This window comes from Caballeronia sp. NCF2, from assembly GCF_023631205.1.
Classification (GTDB): Bacteria; Pseudomonadota; Gammaproteobacteria; order Burkholderiales; family Burkholderiaceae; genus Caballeronia; species Caballeronia zhejiangensis.
Map to the genome: position 1 here is coordinate 166,287 of NZ_JALQDN010000001.1, position 16,017 is coordinate 182,303.

16 protein-coding genes are annotated in these 16,017 nt (G+C 62.9%); 9 read left to right on the forward strand and 7 right to left on the reverse strand.

The genetic code is table 11. The features are described from left to right. The first annotated feature begins 70 nt into the window (after window positions 1–70). Window positions 71–910, forward strand: coding sequence for a PPK2 family polyphosphate kinase (locus tag NCS02_RS00785; RefSeq protein ID WP_175979711.1), 840 nt, complete (start codon window positions 71–73; stop codon window positions 908–910). Between the two features lie 21 nt (window positions 911–931). After that, a complete protein-coding gene (locus NCS02_RS00790) occupies window positions 932–1,717 on the forward strand; it encodes an exodeoxyribonuclease III (RefSeq protein ID WP_250480198.1) in 786 nt (261 codons plus the stop codon). Window position 1,718: 1 nt separating this feature from the next. Here NCS02_RS00790 and NCS02_RS00795 read toward each other — a convergent pair whose 3' ends face one another. From NCS02_RS00795 to metX, 4 genes are read right to left on the reverse strand one after another with little or no spacing between them, the layout of a single operon-like run. Then, a complete protein-coding gene (locus tag NCS02_RS00795) occupies window positions 1,719–2,633 on the reverse strand; it encodes a M48 family metallopeptidase (RefSeq protein WP_250435426.1) in 915 nt (304 codons plus the stop codon). Then, window positions 2,630–3,916 carry an AmpG family muropeptide MFS transporter gene (locus NCS02_RS00800; RefSeq protein WP_008352007.1) on the reverse strand — a complete coding sequence of 429 codons (1,287 nt, stop codon included), beginning with the start codon at window positions 3,914–3,916 and terminating at the stop codon, window positions 2,630–2,632. Before NCS02_RS00800 ends, NCS02_RS00795 begins: the two co-directional genes overlap by 4 nt. Window positions 3,917–3,961: 45 nt before the next feature. Continuing rightward, entirely contained in the window at window positions 3,962–4,570 is a 609-nt protein-coding gene (gene metW, locus NCS02_RS00805) for a methionine biosynthesis protein MetW (protein ID WP_008352006.1), read from the reverse strand. Further along, a complete protein-coding gene (metX, locus tag NCS02_RS00810) occupies window positions 4,567–5,712 on the reverse strand; it encodes a homoserine O-succinyltransferase MetX (protein WP_008352005.1) in 1,146 nt (381 codons plus the stop codon). The genes metW and metX overlap by 4 nt, the downstream gene beginning before the upstream one ends. A gap of 304 nt (window positions 5,713–6,016) precedes the next feature. Here metX and NCS02_RS00815 point away from each other — a divergent pair, with 304 nt between their 5' ends. After that, window positions 6,017–6,298 (forward strand): type II toxin-antitoxin system Phd/YefM family antitoxin, encoded by a 282-nt coding sequence (locus NCS02_RS00815; protein ID WP_034470337.1) that lies wholly within the window; start codon window positions 6,017–6,019, stop codon window positions 6,296–6,298. Next, on the forward strand, window positions 6,295–6,615 hold the full coding sequence (locus tag NCS02_RS00820) for a type II toxin-antitoxin system RelE/ParE family toxin (RefSeq protein ID WP_008352003.1): 321 nt from the start codon (window positions 6,295–6,297) through the stop codon (window positions 6,613–6,615). The genes NCS02_RS00815 and NCS02_RS00820 overlap by 4 nt, the downstream gene beginning before the upstream one ends. On the opposite strand, the gene NCS02_RS00825 is transcribed toward NCS02_RS00820, so the two are convergent. Both NCS02_RS00825 and argB read right to left on the reverse strand, forming a co-directional pair. Beyond that, complete coding sequence (locus NCS02_RS00825) at window positions 6,601–7,353, reverse strand: pyrimidine 5'-nucleotidase (protein ID WP_008352002.1); 753 nt, start codon at window positions 7,351–7,353, stop codon at window positions 6,601–6,603. The genes NCS02_RS00820 and NCS02_RS00825 overlap by 15 nt on opposite strands. A gap of 61 nt (window positions 7,354–7,414) precedes the next feature. Next, on the reverse strand, window positions 7,415–8,314 hold the full coding sequence (gene argB / locus NCS02_RS00830) for an acetylglutamate kinase (RefSeq protein WP_008352001.1): 900 nt from the start codon (window positions 8,312–8,314) through the stop codon (window positions 7,415–7,417). A 144-nt stretch (window positions 8,315–8,458) separates the two neighbouring features. On the opposite strand from argB, the gene NCS02_RS00835 reads away from it, so the two are divergent. The 5 genes from NCS02_RS00835 (at window position 8,459) to NCS02_RS00855 (ending at window position 14,143) form a co-directional block, all read left to right on the forward strand. After that, complete coding sequence (locus NCS02_RS00835) at window positions 8,459–8,680, forward strand: cysteine-rich CWC family protein (protein ID WP_008352000.1); 222 nt, start codon at window positions 8,459–8,461, stop codon at window positions 8,678–8,680. Window positions 8,681–8,788: 108 nt separating this feature from the next. Then, entirely contained in the window at window positions 8,789–10,087 is a 1,299-nt protein-coding gene (locus NCS02_RS00840) for an ATP-binding protein (RefSeq protein ID WP_008351999.1), read from the forward strand. Window positions 10,088–10,132: 45 nt separating this feature from the next. Further along, the gene (locus tag NCS02_RS00845) at window positions 10,133–10,675 is read left to right on the forward strand and encodes a response regulator transcription factor (protein ID WP_008351997.1); all 543 of its coding nucleotides are present in this window, start codon (window positions 10,133–10,135) and stop codon (window positions 10,673–10,675) included. A gap of 443 nt (window positions 10,676–11,118) precedes the next feature. Continuing rightward, on the forward strand, window positions 11,119–12,696 hold the full coding sequence (locus NCS02_RS00850; protein ID WP_250456655.1) for a methyl-accepting chemotaxis protein: 1,578 nt from the start codon (window positions 11,119–11,121) through the stop codon (window positions 12,694–12,696). A gap of 145 nt (window positions 12,697–12,841) precedes the next feature. Continuing rightward, on the forward strand, window positions 12,842–14,143 hold the full coding sequence (locus NCS02_RS00855) for a solute carrier family 23 protein (protein ID WP_250522831.1): 1,302 nt from the start codon (window positions 12,842–12,844) through the stop codon (window positions 14,141–14,143). A gap of 185 nt (window positions 14,144–14,328) precedes the next feature. Here the strand turns inward: NCS02_RS00855 and NCS02_RS00860 are convergent, their stop codons facing one another. Next, window positions 14,329–15,828, reverse strand: a complete 1,500-nt coding sequence (locus NCS02_RS00860) for a KPHS_23130 family T6SS system protein (protein ID WP_502800859.1) — start codon at window positions 15,826–15,828, stop codon at window positions 14,329–14,331. Window positions 15,829–16,017: the final 189 nt, after the last annotated feature.

Genomic DNA, 16,017 nt, shown 5'->3' on the forward strand with positions numbered 1-16,017 from the left:
GGTGCGTGAAAGACAGGGCCGTTGCCGGTTAAGCTAGGCGACGGCCTTTCTTTTTGGTGATCACAAAAATATGGCAAAAAAACCCGAACTCGACGACTTCCGTGTGCCTTTCTTCGACGCCGGCAAGAAGCGCAAGCCATTCGACCTGAGCGCGATCGATCCGTCCGCGAAGCCGTTTTCCAGCGGCACGAAGGACATCGACCGCGAGCGTCTCACGGCGATCGGCGTGCAGCTCGACGATCTTCAGGAGAAACTGCACGCGCAGCGCCGCCGGCGCGTGCTGCTCGTGCTGCAGGGCATGGACACGAGCGGCAAGGACGGCACGGTGCGCGCGGTGTTTCACGATGTCGATCCGCTCGGCTTGCGCATCGTGCCGTTTCGCGCGCCGTCCGAGCGCGAGGCCGCGCACGATTTTCTGTGGCGCGTGCACGCGCAGGCGCCGATGGCCGGCGAATTCGCGATCTTCAACCGCAGTCACTACGAAGACGTGCTCGTGCCGCGCGTGCTGAAGTCGATCGATGCCGACGAATGCGAACGGCGTTATCGGCATATTCGCGAATTCGAGGCGCTGCTCGCTGACAGCGGCACCACCATCGTCAAATGCTTCCTGCACATTTCGAAGGACGAGCAGCGCGAGCGACTGCAGGCGCGCATCGACGATCCGACGAAACACTGGAAGTTCGACGTCTCCGATCTCGAAGCGCGCAAGCAATGGGACGACTACCAGGCCGCATACGCCGACGCGCTCGCGGCGACATCGACGGATTACGCGCCTTGGTACATCATTCCGGGCAATTCGAAGACGCATCGCAACGTGATGGTCGCAGAGCTGCTGTTGCGCACGATGCAGGACATGAAGCTCGAATTCCCGCCGGCGAAAGAATCGCTGAAGGGCGTGAAGGTCGAATAATCAAGATCAAAAAGGAAGAACATGTTTCGCGTGATAACCGCCAATCTCAACGGCATCCGTTCGGCCGCCAAGAAAGGTTTCTTCGACTGGTTCGGAGAGCAGAAATCCGACGTCGTGTGCGTTCAGGAAATCAAATGCTCGCAGGACGATCTGACGCCGGAATTTCTCGCGCCGCACGGTTTCCAGGGCTATTTCCAGCACGCGGTGAAGAAGGGCTACAGCGGCGCCGGTCTGTACACGCGCCACGAACCGGATGACGTGATCATCGGCTTCGGTTCGGAAGAGTTCGATCCGGAAGGGCGCTATGTCGAAGCGCGTTTCGGCAAGTTGTCGGTCGTGTCGGTGTATGTGCCGTCGGGTTCGAGCGGCGACGAGCGTCAGCAGGCGAAGTATCGCTTCATGGACGAGTTCATGCCGCATCTGGACGCGCTTTCGAAGGAGCGCGAAGTCATCCTGTGCGGCGATGTGAATATCGTGCACAAGGAAATCGACATCAAGAACTGGAAGAGCAACCAGAAGAATTCCGGTTGTTTGCCCGAAGAACGCGCGTGGCTCACGAAGCTTTTCGAGGACGTCGGTTATGTCGATGTATTCCGCACGCTCGATCAGCGTCCCGAGCAATATACGTGGTGGAGCAATCGCGGCCAGGCGTATGCGAAGAACGTCGGGTGGCGTATCGATTATCAGATCGCGACGAAGGAAGTCGCCGCGACCGCGAAGAAGACGTCGATTTTCCGGGATATCAAGTTCAGCGACCACGCGCCGCTGACGATCGATTACGACTGGAAGATCGCGAAGAAGAAGTGAGCTAGCGCCCGCTCTTCTTGAACCGCCCCATTCCCGCGTAATTCGGCAACTGATCGATGGTCTTGCCGACCGCCTTCGCATAGAGCGGCATCATGTCCGGCATGCGTTTGAGCAGATCCTGCCGGCGATCCGGCCCGTACGGATGTAGCCAGATGAAGCCATCGTCCGCGCGGCGCGTGCCCGAATCGATCTTGTTCCACAACGTGACGGCCGCGCGCGGATCGTAGCCCGCGCGCGACGCGATCTCGCTGCCGATCACGTCGGCTTCGGTTTCGTCGGCGGGGGAATAGCGCATCGTCAGCAGTTCATCGCCGATATCGGGCTGCTGCGACGCGTAATTCGAAAAGCCGAAAAGCTGCGGCATGCCGTTCGACGAGAGCTGCGCCGCCTGCTGCCGCCCGAGCCGCTCGCGCGCATGTTCGCGCAACGCGTGCGCGATTTCATGGCCGATCATCATGCCGATCTCGTTGTCGTTCAGATGCAGCTTGTCGATCAGCCCGCTGTACACGACGATCTTCCCGCCCGGCAGGCAGACCATGCGCTCGTCGGCCGACTTGATGACGTTGATCTCCCACTTCCAGCTCTTCGCGCGATCGTTCCACTTGAGCGCGAACGGAATCTCGTGATTCGCGATATCGCGCACGCGTTTGACGAGCGGGTTGGTATCGGGGAGCAGCGTCTTGTTGCGCTCGGCATCGTGGATGACCTGCGCGTATTCGTCGGCGGCCTGCGCTTCGAGCGTCGCGGGCGCAATCAGGTTGCGAAACAGCGCCGTATTGCCGAAACGGATCTGGTTGTTCGGTGCGGAGTACGGCGGCGGCGTCTTTTGTTCGTCCTGGGCATGCGCGGACGAAGGCGCGAGCGACGCCCATGTCCATGCGCAAACCAAGGCGCGAAGCTTGAAAGAAACCGTCATCGTCGAATTCTCCAGGGCGCGATCTTGGGCAACAGTAACATGCCCGGAATGGACAGCGCGACGCAGATCATGAAGTACGGAAACCAGCCGGTTTCATTCACGATGTAGCCGCTGCCCGCCGCCGCGAAGGTGCGCGGCACGGCCGCGAGGCTCGTGAAGAGCGCGAATTGGGTCGCGGTGTAGCGCGGGTCGGTCGTGCTCGCGATATACGCCGTGAAGGTCGCGAGCGTGAGACCCGTCGCGAAGGTTTCGAAGCCGTACAGCACGCCGAGCGCGAACGGCGACGGCCCGATCTTCGCGAGCCATGCGAAGCCGAGCGTCGCGACGATCTGCAGAATGCCGAAGATCCACAAGCCGCGCGCAATGCCGATCTTCACGAGCGCGATGCCGCCGAGCAAGCCGCCCGCGATGCTCGCCCAGAACGCGACCGCTTTCGCGATCACGCCGATCTGCGCGAGCGAGAATCCGACGTCGATGAAGAACTTCGTCGCGAGCGCGGTGGCCATCGTATCGCCGAGCTTGTACAGGAAGATGAAACTGAGCACGAGCAGCGCCGCGCGCCAGCCGTCACGCGTGACGAACTCGTGAAAGGGCTCGACGATCGCCTCGCGCAGATTTTTCGGCGGCGCGCCATGAATCTGCGGCTCCTTCACGACGAGCGTCATGATGAGCCCCGGCAGCATGAACGCGGCGGTGATCAGAAAGACGCTTTTCCACGGCAGGACGGTCGCGAGAATCAGCGACAGCGAACCGGGCACGAGTCCCGCGACCTTATATGCGTTGACGTGCACCGCGTTGCCGAGCCCTTGTTCGGTGTCGGCGAGGAGCTCGCGGCGATAGGCATCGATGACGATATCCTGACTCGCGCTGAAGAACGCGACGAGCGCGGCGATCGCGGCGACGGCCCAGAGATTCTGCTCGGGCGAGAAGAAGCCGAACGAGCCGATCGCGATCATCACGAGCACTTGCGTGACGAACATCCAGCCGCGCCGCCTGCCCGGACTCCAGCCGGGAAAGCGCGGAATGAAACGGTCCATCAGCGGCGACCAGACGAATTTCCACGTGTACGGAAGTCCGATCAGCGCGAAGAGACCGATCTCCTTGACGTTGATGTGCGCGGTCGTGAGCCACGCCTGCAACAGGCTATAAAGCGTGAAGAGCGGCAATCCGGACGTAAAGCCGAGAAAGACGCAAATGAGGATGCGCTTGTTGAGGAACGCGCGCCATCCGGGATGATCTTCGTGAGCAGTTAGAGCGGGCGCCTCGTGTGGCGTATCGGGCATGTCAGATAACGGGCAGTTGTCGATGCGGGAACCCGCCGGTCGATGTTACCGGCGCTTCACGCGATAGACCGCAAGACTACCACGCCAGTTCGCGCCCCAACGGACCGACTGCCCGCCGTGCAGCACCACGCGATCCAGAATCTCGATGCCCACTTCCGGCGCGAGCGCCTCGAAGTCCTTGATCGTGAGCACGCGCACGTTCGGCGTGTTGTGCCATTGATAAGGCAGCGATTTCGACACCGGCATGCGTCCCTGAATCACCGAAAGCCGATGCTGCCAGTAACCGAAATTCGGAAACGACACAATGCATTCGCGTCCGACGCGCACCGTTTCGCGCAGGATCGCGGCGGTCTGATGGATCGTCTGCAGCGTCTGCGAGAGGATCGCGAAGTCGAAGCTGTCGTCTTCGAAGAGACGCAAGCCGTCTTCGAGATTCTGCTGGATCACGTTCACGCCTTTTTGCGCGCACGCGAGCACGCCGGCATCGTTGATTTCGATGCCGTAGCCCTTCACTTCCAGTTCTTCACCGAGCAGCGACAGCAGCGAACCGTCGCCGCAGCCGAGATCGAGCACCGTCGAGCGCGGTTCGACCCAGCGGGCGATCGCGCGAAAGTCCGAGCGCAGCGCGAGGGAATCGAGAGTGTGCTGGTTCATGCGCCGATCTCCGTGGCAATGCGTTCGTAGTAGGCGCGCATCAGATTGTGATAGCGCGCGTCGTCGAGCAGGAAGGCGTCGTGGCCGTGCGGCGCGTCGATTTCCGCGTAGCTCACCGTGCGCTTGTTGTCGAGCAGCGCCTTCACGATCTCGCGCGAGCGCGCCGGCGCGAAACGCCAGTCGGTCGTAAAGCTGGTGATGAGATATTTCGCCGATGTATTGGCAAGCGCTTTCGTTAGATCGCCGTCGAAGGCTTTCGCGGGATCGAAATAATCGAGCGCGCGCGTGATGAGCAGATACGTGTTCGCATCGAAGTATTCGGCGAACTTGTCGGCCTGATAGCGCAGATACGACTCCACTTCGAATTCGACATCGAAATTGAAGTTGTACGCGTCGAGCGCGCCTTCGGCACGGCGCAGCGCGCGACCGAATTTCACGGCCATGTCGTCGTCCGACAGATACGTGATGTGGCCGATCATCCGCGCGACGCGCAAGCCGCGGCGCGGCTTCACGCCGTGCGCGTAGTAATCGCCGCCGTGGAAGTCGGGGTCCGAGAGGATCGCGGAGCGCGCCGTCTCGTTGAACGCGATGTTCTGTGCGGACAGCTTCGGCGTCGACGCCACCACGATGCAATGCGCGAGCCGCTCCGGATACATCATGCTCCACGCGAGCGCCTGCATGCCGCCCAAGCTGCCGCCCATCACGGCCGCGAAGCGCTCGATACCGAAGCGGTCCGCGAGACGCGCCTGCGCGTTCACCCAGTCCTCGACGGTGACGACGGGAAAGCTCGCGCCATACGGTTTTCCGGTTGCGCCGTCGATGCTCATCGGTCCGGTCGAGCCGAAACACGAGCCGAGATTGTTCACGCCGATGACGAAGAAGCGGTTCGTGTCGAGCGGCTTGCCGGGGCCGACCATGTTGTCCCACCAGCCGACGTTCTTCGGGTTATCGGCGTGAATGCCGGCGACGTGATGCGACGCGTTCAGCGCATGGCACACGAGCACGGCGTTCGAGCGCGCGGCGTTCAGTTCGCCATAGGTTTCGACGACGAGCTCGTAGTCGCCGAGCGACGAGCCGTTCTGCATCCGCAGCGGCTCGGTGAAGCGCATTGTTTGGGGAGTGACGATGCCGATCGATTCCATTCATTCCGCCTTTGACCTGGCGGCTAAACGGTGTCGGCGATGCGCTGCCTGAGAAATCGAGCGCGGCTGACGACCTCTTTAGCCGCATTTATAGTGAACCCCGCGAAAGATCACTGAGGTTCGCGCGCCCGCAATCGAGTCAGCAAATCGGCGCACTGTTCATGTTCGAGAAAATCTCGTTAGCGGGGAAGTATAGCGGAAAACGTCATAACGCCGTCAATAATGCCGCCATCTGCCGCGCCTTGGATGCGGCCCGCTTTAGCGTCTATATTGTCTAATCGCCTCGTCGTCCCGAGGAAAGGACATGAAACCGAGCCGGGTCAGACCGCTCAGTCACCTGAAGAGCCGCGCGGCCGAGATGATCCGCAATATCGTCGAGAGCCGCGAGCCGATGCTCATCACGCAGAACGGTGAAGGCAGGGTCGTCGTGCAGGATGTGCAGTCCTATGAAGACCTGCATCAGACGCTTGCCTTGCTGAAGATTCTCGCGATGGGACAGAAGACCATCGAAGCCGGCCACTGCGTGAGCGCCGGCGATGTCTTCGCCGAGATCGAGCGCATGGACCGCGAGGAAGGCTTCAAATGAAGACCGTTTTCCTGGATCCGGTGCGTCGGGATCTGCAGGATTTCCGGCGCTATGTCATCAACAAGTTCGGCGGCACGGCGTGGGCCGCTACGCGCAACAAGTTCGCGGAAACCATTGCCGAGATCGAAGCCGCGCCGCGCAACGGCTCGACGCCGCCCGAGCTCGTCGACTTTCGCATGTCGGGCTATTACGAAGTGCCGAGCGGCACGAACCGCATCATCTACAAGGTCGATGGCGACACGATTTACGTGCATCTCGTCGTCGATGCACGCTCGGACCTCGAGGACATACTCGCGCGCCGCTTATTTCGGATGTAGCGGCAATCGGCGCGATTGCGTCAGCGCGCGCAGCGAGCGCACCGTGCGATCCACATAGTGCGGCCGCCCGGAACCGGGCTTGCGAATCGACAGCCCGCCGTTTGACGTTTTCGCGACCGGCAGATGTCCGACGATCCACACGGTGCGAATCCCGAGCCGCCGATACGACTTCAGATGCCCGCGCGTGTCCTCGACGAGAATCGCGTCCTCGAGACGCACGTGCGCGCGGCGCATCGCGTGGCGGAGCATCGGCGCATCCGGCTTGGCGCGCCAATGGTGGCCGCTGCGCATGTCTTCGATGGCAATCACGCGCTCGAACAGCTTCGCGATGCCCAGTTCCGCGAGCACCGTGCGCGCGTAGAGCGTCGGCGCGTTGGTGAGCACGATCTTGCGTCCGGGCAGCGCGCGCAGCATGCGCGTGAGGCCGCGTTCGGCGCGCAGCATCGACGCAAGATCGGGAAACGTGTGCACCTCGTGCAGGAAGTCGGCGGCATCGACGCCGTGATGCCGCACGAGCCCGAGCAGCGTCGCGCCGTAACGCACGGTATAGCCGACGCGCAGCCGGTTCGCCTCGTCGACGTCGACGTTCAGGCGATCCATGATGTACTGCGTCATGCCGCGATTGATCGCCGGAAACACCGCGTGCGACGCGTGATGCAGCGTGTTGTCGAGATCGAAGAGCCAGACGGGGCCGCGCGTCTTGACGCGGCGTCGGCGGGAAATGCGTTGCGCGGTCATCGTGCGCCGTTATCGTAAGAACGCCCGCGCGAAGGCGGGCGTCTTTAGCAAGGGAACAAGCTCAATGCGAGCGGATCATCGTGCCGAACGGCTGCTCGGTCAGGATTTCGAGCAGCACCGAATGTTCGATGCGGCCATCGATGATGTGCACCGAGCGCACGCCGCTCTTCGCGGCATCCAGCGCGGACGAAATCTTCGGCAGCATGCCGCCGGAGATGGTGCCGTCGGCGAAGAGGGCGTCGATCTCGCGCGCGGAAAGATCGGTGAGCAGATTGCCTTCCTTGTCCATCACGCCGGGGATGTTCGTCATCATGACGAGCTTCTCCGCGTTCAGGACGACGGCGAGCTTGCCCGCGACGAGGTCCGCGTTGATGTTGTACGAGAGGCCGTCTTCGCCGAAGCCGATCGGTGAAATGACCGGGATGAACGCGTCGTCCTGCAGCGCCTTGACGACCGCCGGATTGATCGCCTCGACCTCGCCGACCTGACCGATGTCGATGAACTGGCCCGGATTGTCGCGGTCCGGCATCATCAGCTTGCGCGCGTGGATCAGGCCGCCGTCCTTGCCGGTCAGACCGACCGCGTGGCCGCCGAAGTGATTGATGAGCGTGACGATATCCTGCTGCACTTCGCCGCCGAGCACCCACTCGACGACTTCCATCGTCTCTTCGTCGGTGACGCGCATGCCTTGAATGAAGGTGCCCTGCTTGCCGATCTTCTTCAGCGCCTGATCGATCTGAGGGCCGCCGCCATGCACGATCACCGGATTGATGCCGACGAGCTTCAGCAGAATGACGTCGCGCGCGAAGCCCTGCTTCAGGCGCTCTTCGGTCATGGCATTGCCGCCGTATTTGATCACGACCGTCTTGCCGTGATACTGACGGATGTAGGGCAGCGCCTCGGCCAGGATTTCAGCCTTCAGGGTCGGCGCGATTTGCGTGAGGTCGGGTAGCTCGGACATGGCGGCAAATGAGGCGAGGAGCGTTTAAACACGCCGAATTGTACAGGACCGACGCTCCGCGGCAGGACGAATTGCCGCGGTCGCGCCACGTTTTCCGGCGGGCGTTCCGGCGTGCGATCATCGTTTCGGCAGATTGATGACAAGATGATGAACCCATCCACGGAAACGAACGAACGCGAAGCGCCGGGCGCGCAGGTTTGCGAACGCTGCGGCGCGACGTTTCGCTGCGGCGCGCTCGCGGGCGATGCGTCCTGCTGGTGCGCGTCGCTGCCCGCGTTGCCGCTGGATCGATTGCGGCCCGGCATTCGTTGTCTGTGTCCCGCGTGTCTCACAACGGAAGCCGGGCGCGGCACGACTTCCAGTTAGCAGAGCGCGTGCCGAGGTGCGACAAATCGCGCCAGATGTCGCAGCAGGCGGGATGCAAACGGGATAATGTCGCACGGAGCGCGCACGCGCTAACACGCACTCAATCAGATGCATCGCATAACCAACACCGGACGGGTCAATCTCGGTCATCTTTTCTGGCTTCGCTCGCTCGCGATCATCGGCCAGCTGACGACCATCGCCGTCGTCCAGATATTCTTCGGCGCGAAGCTTCCGCTGCCCGCGATGCTGCTCGTCATCGCGCTCGAAATGGTCTTCAACGGCCTCACTTGGATGCGCGTCGCGCGGGCGCGTCCGGAAACCAATCTCGAACTGTTCGGGCAGATGCTCGTCGACCTCGGCGCGCTGTCGGCGCTGCTGTTCCTGTCCGGCGGTGCGACCAATCCGTTCGTCACGCTTTATCTGCCGTCGCTCGCGATCGCCGCCGCCGTCCTGCCGTGGACGATGATGACCTGCCTCGCGCTCTTCGCCGTCACCTGTTACGCGCTGCTTAGTTACAACTATGTGCCGCTCAACATCGAGAATCCGGCCAATCTGTTCGATTATTTCCGCACGGGCCTGTGGGTCAACTTCATGGTGAGCGTTGTGCTGATCGGCTGGTTCGTCGCGCGCATGTCGCGGGCGCTGCGCGTGCGCGACGCCGCGCTCGCCGACGCGCAGCAGCGTCATCTTCGCGATGAGCGGGCCGTCGCGCTCGGCGTGCAGGCGGCGACCGTCGCGCACGAAATGGGCACGCCGCTTTCGACCATCGCGATGCTGTCGGAGGAATTGCGCGATTCCGCCGCGCACGACAAGAACCTCGCGCCCTACGCGGCCGATTTCGAATTGCTCGAACAGCAGATGGCTTTGTGCACGTCCGCGCTCGCGCGCCTGCGCAGCCGCGCGACCGGGCCGTCGAGCCGCCAGGCGCTCGACGAGTGGCTGTCGAGTTTCATCGAGCAATGGCGTCTGCGGCATCCGCAGGTGAAATTCGCGCAAATCGACCGGACGCCCGCGGATGCGTCGATCGACGATGCCGTCGCCGTCGGACAGATTCTGACGATCCTGCTCGACAACGCCGCGCGCGCGAGCAGCGAATCGGTGACGCTGCAGGCGTCGGCGGAAACCGTCGACGAACTGGATTACGTGCGCTTCGACGTGTGCGACCGCGGTCCGGGCATTCCTGCCGCGCTGCGCGGCACGCTGGGCGCCGGACCGGTGGACAGCACGCAGGGCGGACACGGCGTCGGGTTATATCTGGCGTTTGCGGCGGCGGCGCGGCTCGCAGGTTCGATCGAACTGATCGACGGCAAGCCGCGCGGCACGTGCGCCGTGTTGCGCCTGCCGAATCGCGGCGCGGTGGCGGCGCCCGCGCAGACGGCAAGAACTGAACGAAGCGGCGCGGCCTGAACTCGAACTCAGGCGCACGCGAGCGGCATTTTGGAGAAGAAACACATGAGCGATACCAACTTCCTGATCATCGACGACGATGAAGTCTTTGCCGGCATTCTCGCCCGCGGCCTGACACGGCGCGGTTTCACGCCGCATCAGGCACACAATGCGGACGAAGCGCTGAAGCTCGCCAACCAGCACAAATTCGGCATGATCACCGTCGATCTTCACTTGGGCAACGATTCCGGCCTGCGCCTCGTCGCGCCGCTGCGCGACCTGCAACCGGACGCGCGCATTCTCGTGCTGACCGGCTACGCGAGCATCGCGACGGCCGTGCAGGCGGTGAAGGACGGCGCGGACAACTATCTCGCGAAACCGGCGAACGTCGAATCGATTCTTTCCGCGCTGCACGAGCAGGCGAGCGAGCAGACGGCCGAAGAGGCGATCGAGAACCCGACGCTGCTTTCGGTTGCGCGGCTCGAATGGGAGCACATCCAGCGCGCGCTTGCGGAGAACAACGGCAATATTTCCGCGACGGCGCGCGCGCTCAACATGCATCGGCGCACGCTGCAGCGCAAATTGGCGAAGAAACCGGTGCGGCAGTAAGGCGGATGACGCCCGAGGAAGCTCGGGCGTCGGTTCGATATCGATGCGTTCGAAAATCGCATCGACGAAAACGGGCGCCCAAAAAAAAGAACCGCCCAAGCCGGGTGCCAAGGGCGGAAATCGGAGAGTTGCAACGACATGCGCGTACATGGAACACGCATGGACAAAGCATACGTTGCAGCGTTGGGCGCCCAAATCAGAAAATTCCCAATTAGGAATTTGCTTAGGTTGTCTGCTACTTAGCAGCAATTTGCGGATTTCTTTCGGACGAGCTTTCGCGGTTCTTTCGTCCTCGTTTCAGCGTCCATTTCGCCGGCGTTATCTCCTTCATACGCGCTCAAGAATTTTGCAGCGAGCGCCGTAGAGCCACTCTGTGCGCGAACCGAAGTTTGCGCCGCGCCGTCCGCGGGCGTCGTCCGCGGGGCGTGAAAGAGGAGACTTCGATGAAATGGTTTGACCGCCTGTCCGTGCTCAGCAAGCTTTTGCTGTCTTTCGCGGTCGTGATTCTGTTCACTGCGTGCGTGGGCGCCACCGGCGTGGTTTCGCTCTCGAAGATGAACTTCCTGATCGAGGAAATCGGCGACCGTCACATGGACGGCCTCTATTGGGTCGAGGAAATCAACAAGCACAAGCTCAACACGGATCTCGCCGCCGCCAACCTCACTTTCGCCGACGATGCCGGCAAGGAAAAGCTGAAGGAAGGCATGGCCGGATCGCTCGACAGCATGCACCGCGCGTTCGAGCGCATGCGCCCGACGATGCGCTCGGCAGAAAGCCTCGCGCTCTACGATGCGGCCAGCAAGTCCGTCGCCGCGTGGGAAGACATCGTGCTGATGCAGATGGGTAAGAAAGCGATGCCCGTCGACGTCGATCAGATGGGCCTCATCGCGCGCGCGATCGCCGCGAGCGAGAAGGCGCGCGAATCGCTTGAGCGTCTCGCCGACTTCAAGCGCAAGCGCGCGACCGAGGCGCGCAGCAGCGCGGCATCGGAGTATGAAACGATGCGCGTCGTGATGCTCGCGCTCGTGTTCGGCGCGATGGTCGCGGGCGCGTTGCTCGCGGTGCTGATCGGGCGGCGTCTGTCGGCGCAACTCGGCGGCGAGCCGGCGTACGCGGCGGATATCGCCGACCGCATCGCGCGCGGCGATCTGGCGACGCGCGTCGCCACGCGTCCGGGCGACGACAGCAGCATGCTCGCGAGCCTCGGCAACATGAGCGCGAAGCTCGCGGACATCGTCGGCGGGATTCGGCATTCGAGCGATTCGATCCTGTACGCATCGCGCGAAATCGCGCAGGGCAACACCGATCTGTCGCAGCGCACGGAAGAGCAGGCGGCGTCGCTGGAAGAAACCGCGTCGAGCATGGAGCAGCTCACGCAGACCGTGCGGCAGAACGCGAGCAACGCGGACGAAGCGAGCGGGCTCGCGCGCGGCGCGTCGGATGTGTCGGCGCGCGGCAGCGAGCTCGTGGGCGAGGTCGTCGACAACATGCGGGAACTGGCGTCGGGCTCGAAGCGCATGACGGACATCATCGCGGTGATCGAAGGCATCGCGTTCCAGACGAACATACTCGCGCTGAACGCGGCCGTGGAAGCGGCGCGCGCCGGCGAGGAAGGGCGCGGCTTCGCGGTGGTCGCGGGCGAAGTGCGCTCGCTCGCGCAGCGGAGCGCGACGTCGGCGAAGGAAATCAAGGAGCTGATCGAAGCGTCGACGGCGCGCGTGGACAGCGGCGCGGCGCTCGCCGAGCGTGCCGGCGCGACGATGGCCGAAGTCACGCAGGCCGTGCAGCGCGTGACGGACATCATGGCGCAGATTTCGTCGGCATCGCATGAGCAGAGCGCGGGCATCGAGCAGGTGAATCGCGCGGTCGCGCAGATGGACGAGGTGACGCAGCAGAACGCGGCGCTCGTCGAACAGGCCGCCGCCGCGGCGGGCGCGATGGCCGATCAGGCCGAGCAATTGAAGAGCGCGGTCGCGGTTTTCGAGCTGGAGCGCGACGTCTCCGGCGCGGGAAAAGTGTGACGCGTCGCGGGCATGCGACGGCCAAACGGTCGTAATATCGGCTCGCTTGCCACCCGAGAGCCCGCTCCGTACACTCGCGCCTGATTTTTTCAGATCGAGCGCGCCGCACGGAGCGGCGCCTCACCGCCGCCAAGGAGCCCCGCCGATGTCCGATTCCTATTTCCCGCGCTGGCCGGTCCAGCCGGACGCCCAGGAGGGTCGCGTCGTCGGGCCCGACCAGCGCCTCGCCTGGCCGCAGATGATCGCGATGGGCATTCAGCACGTCGTCGCGATGTTCGGCTCGACCGTGCTCGCGCCGCTCTTGATGGGCTTCGATCCCAATCTGTGCATCTTCATGTCGGGCATCGGCACGTTGCTGTTTTTCGTGCTGGTCGGCGGGCGCGTGCCGAGTTATCTCGGTTCGAGCTTCGCGTTCATCGGCCTCGTGATCGCGGTGACGGGATACAGCGGTCATGGCCCGAACCTGAACATACCGGTGGCGCTCGGCGGGATCATTGCGTGCGGCGTGGCTTACACGATCATCGGATTGATCGTTGCGGCGGTCGGCACGAAGTGGATCGAAGCGCTGATGCCGCCGGTCGTGACGGGCGCGATCGTCTGCGTGATCGGGCTGAATCTCGCGCCGATCGCGGTGAAAGGCGTGATGGGCAGCAGCTTCGAATCGTGGATGGCGCTCGTCACCGTGCTGTGCGTGGGCGGCGTCGCGGTGTTCGCGCGCGGGATGGCGCAGCGGCTGCTGATCCTGATCGGTCTCGCGATCGCGTACATCATTTATGCGGCGCTCACGAACGGGATGGGCATGGGCAAGCCGATCGACTTTTCGATCGTCGCGAACGCTGCGTGGTTCGGCATGCCGCACTTCACCGCGCCTGTCTTCGAAGCCCCGGCGATGACGCTGATCGCGCCGGTCGCGATCATTCTCGTCGCGGAGAATCTCGGGCACATCAAGGCTGTCGGCGCGATGACCGGCAAGAGTCTCGACAAGTACATCGGACGCGCGTTCATCGGCGACGGGCTGGCGACGATTGCATCGGGCTTTGCCGGGGGCACCGGTGTGACGACGTATGCCGAGAACATCGGCGTGATGGCCGTCACGAAGATCTATTCGACGCTCGTGTTCGTGATCGCGGCGCTGTTCGCGATCGTGCTCGGGTTTTCGCCGAAGTTCGGCGCGCTGATTCAGACGATTCCGGGGCCGGTGCTCGGCGGTGTGTCGATCGTCGTGTTCGGGCTGATCGCGGTGACGGGCGCGCGCATTTGGGTCGTCAACAAGGTGAATTTTTCGGATAACCGGAATCTGATCGTTGCGGCGGTGACGCTCGTGCTCGGGACCGGGGATTTCACGCTGAAGCTCGGTGGGTTCGCTCTCGGTGGCATCGGGACGGCTACGTTCGGCGCTATCATCTTTTATGCGCTGTTGCGGCGGCGGGGGGCGGGAGTGGTTTGAGGGCTTTTGCCGCTCGGTTTCAATTTCTTGGGTTTGAGGACATTGCGCTCGTACGGGGCGGCATCGGTGGATGACGTCCCTCAAACCGCGCAAGCGCGTCCGTCGTAGACGCGCTGGCTCAGCGATCGACGCGCCACAGCGCGCGTCGCCACCTCAGCCGATCCATCCGCACTTCCTGATCGATTTCATCCCCCCGAACGCGCTCGCTCGTAGAACTCCTGAGTCACTGCGCGCCGCTTGAAGATCTGCGCAGCGGGCTGAACTATCAACAGAAAGACTAGCCCCGCGGCCGCGATACCCCAAAACCAGCCAGGGCCGAACTCGCCCGCTTCGCCCAAGATCAGCAGCAACACGGTCAGGCAAACGAAGCCGTATGAAGTCGACATTTGAATCAGGCTCAGGTTCGGCTCGACGGCGCGCGCGATCGGTGCATAGTCCTTGCCGATCAAATTCAGCCGGACACCTTCGGCGGCAGGCGTGACTACGACCTGCGGACCTTGCCCGTACTGCATCAATTCAGCCGCGAGTGCTTGCATCAGCAGCGGGCTGGCCGGTCCCGGAAGGCCGATTGCATGCTCGAGGTCGAGCAAGGTCAATTCCGGCTCGCTGTCCTTCACCGCTGCGCGCATCACGTGCCCGTCGGGTTTGGACAGACCGCTTATCCACATGTGCTTCAGGCGCTTGACCGGTGTCGGCTCGGCAGTGACAAGCGTCTTGATGGCGTCAGGTATGTCGTCTGTTGTCGTGGGCATCGAGCGAAAGAGCCGCGCCTTGGGCTTGAGCTTCTTCGCGCGAAGCAGATTCCATGAAGCGAACAGCAGCGCGACGGCCGCTTCCGTGCAAGGTGCCGCGCCTTCCTCCTGAAGCTGACACGCGAGCAGAAGGCACAGGTCCGGCGTTCTCTTGCGCCGGTCATGGTCGTAGTCATAGCGGACGGTCTGGTTCGTCATCCACGTATCGAGCAACGCCGAACACTCGTTCGCTTCGACGCGGCTCACAGCGATGTGCTCGAGGTTCGGCACTTCGAGCGCTTGCAGCACGCCGCGAAGTTGCGCGACGTGCGTCTCATGTGACGTCTGAAGCGCAATGTGGATGGTGCTTTTCCCTGCGAAGCGCGCGAGATGCGGCATCAACGGTTCGACAAGCTGCGTAAGCAACGCGGCGAAGTCGCGCTGCGCCAGCTTCGGCGATTTGCCGCCGTTCGCGGGCGGCGTCCCGTCCAGCGCGGCCATGCGTTCAGCGAGTTGCACTTCAGGCGTCAGCGTCACGGTATCGAGCAAGGCCAGATCCCAGCGCGCCCAATCACGCCAGTCGGCGAAATGGTCCTTGCACAGGTAGTTCCACCAGTCGACACGCGTGTTCCAATCCTCGTAGGACTGATACAGCAAGGCGCAGAACGCGCCCCACAGCAGTAAAGGCACCACCAACGCGAAGAGAAAGAACGTGCCCGATAAGATCGCTTCGCCCTGTTTCCAGTTCAGGATCGTGAGGATGAAGCCCGCGATGACGACAACGATTAGTGCAACGGCCGGAATCCACGGCGAAGGGTATTTCCAGTGCTTGAACTCGGGTATGGAAGGAATGCGCCAATCCATGCTCATGCGATGTCCATTCCTTGCGTCGTCGCTTTGACGATACTGCCGCATTGTGTGCGGCAATCGCCACGTTCTTGAACGCGCTGACATTGAATCCGCGAGAAGTCGCCACACTCACGTCTTTACCCGCGCCGATCATCACGCGATCCGGCGTAGCGAGCCCGATCCCATGCGGCGCGGACAGCGCAATAACCTGCTTCTTGATGTCGGCGAGTTCGTTCCGGAGCCATTGATTCTCGGCCTTCAAATCCGCGACTTCCGCCTTCGATGCAACCGCAC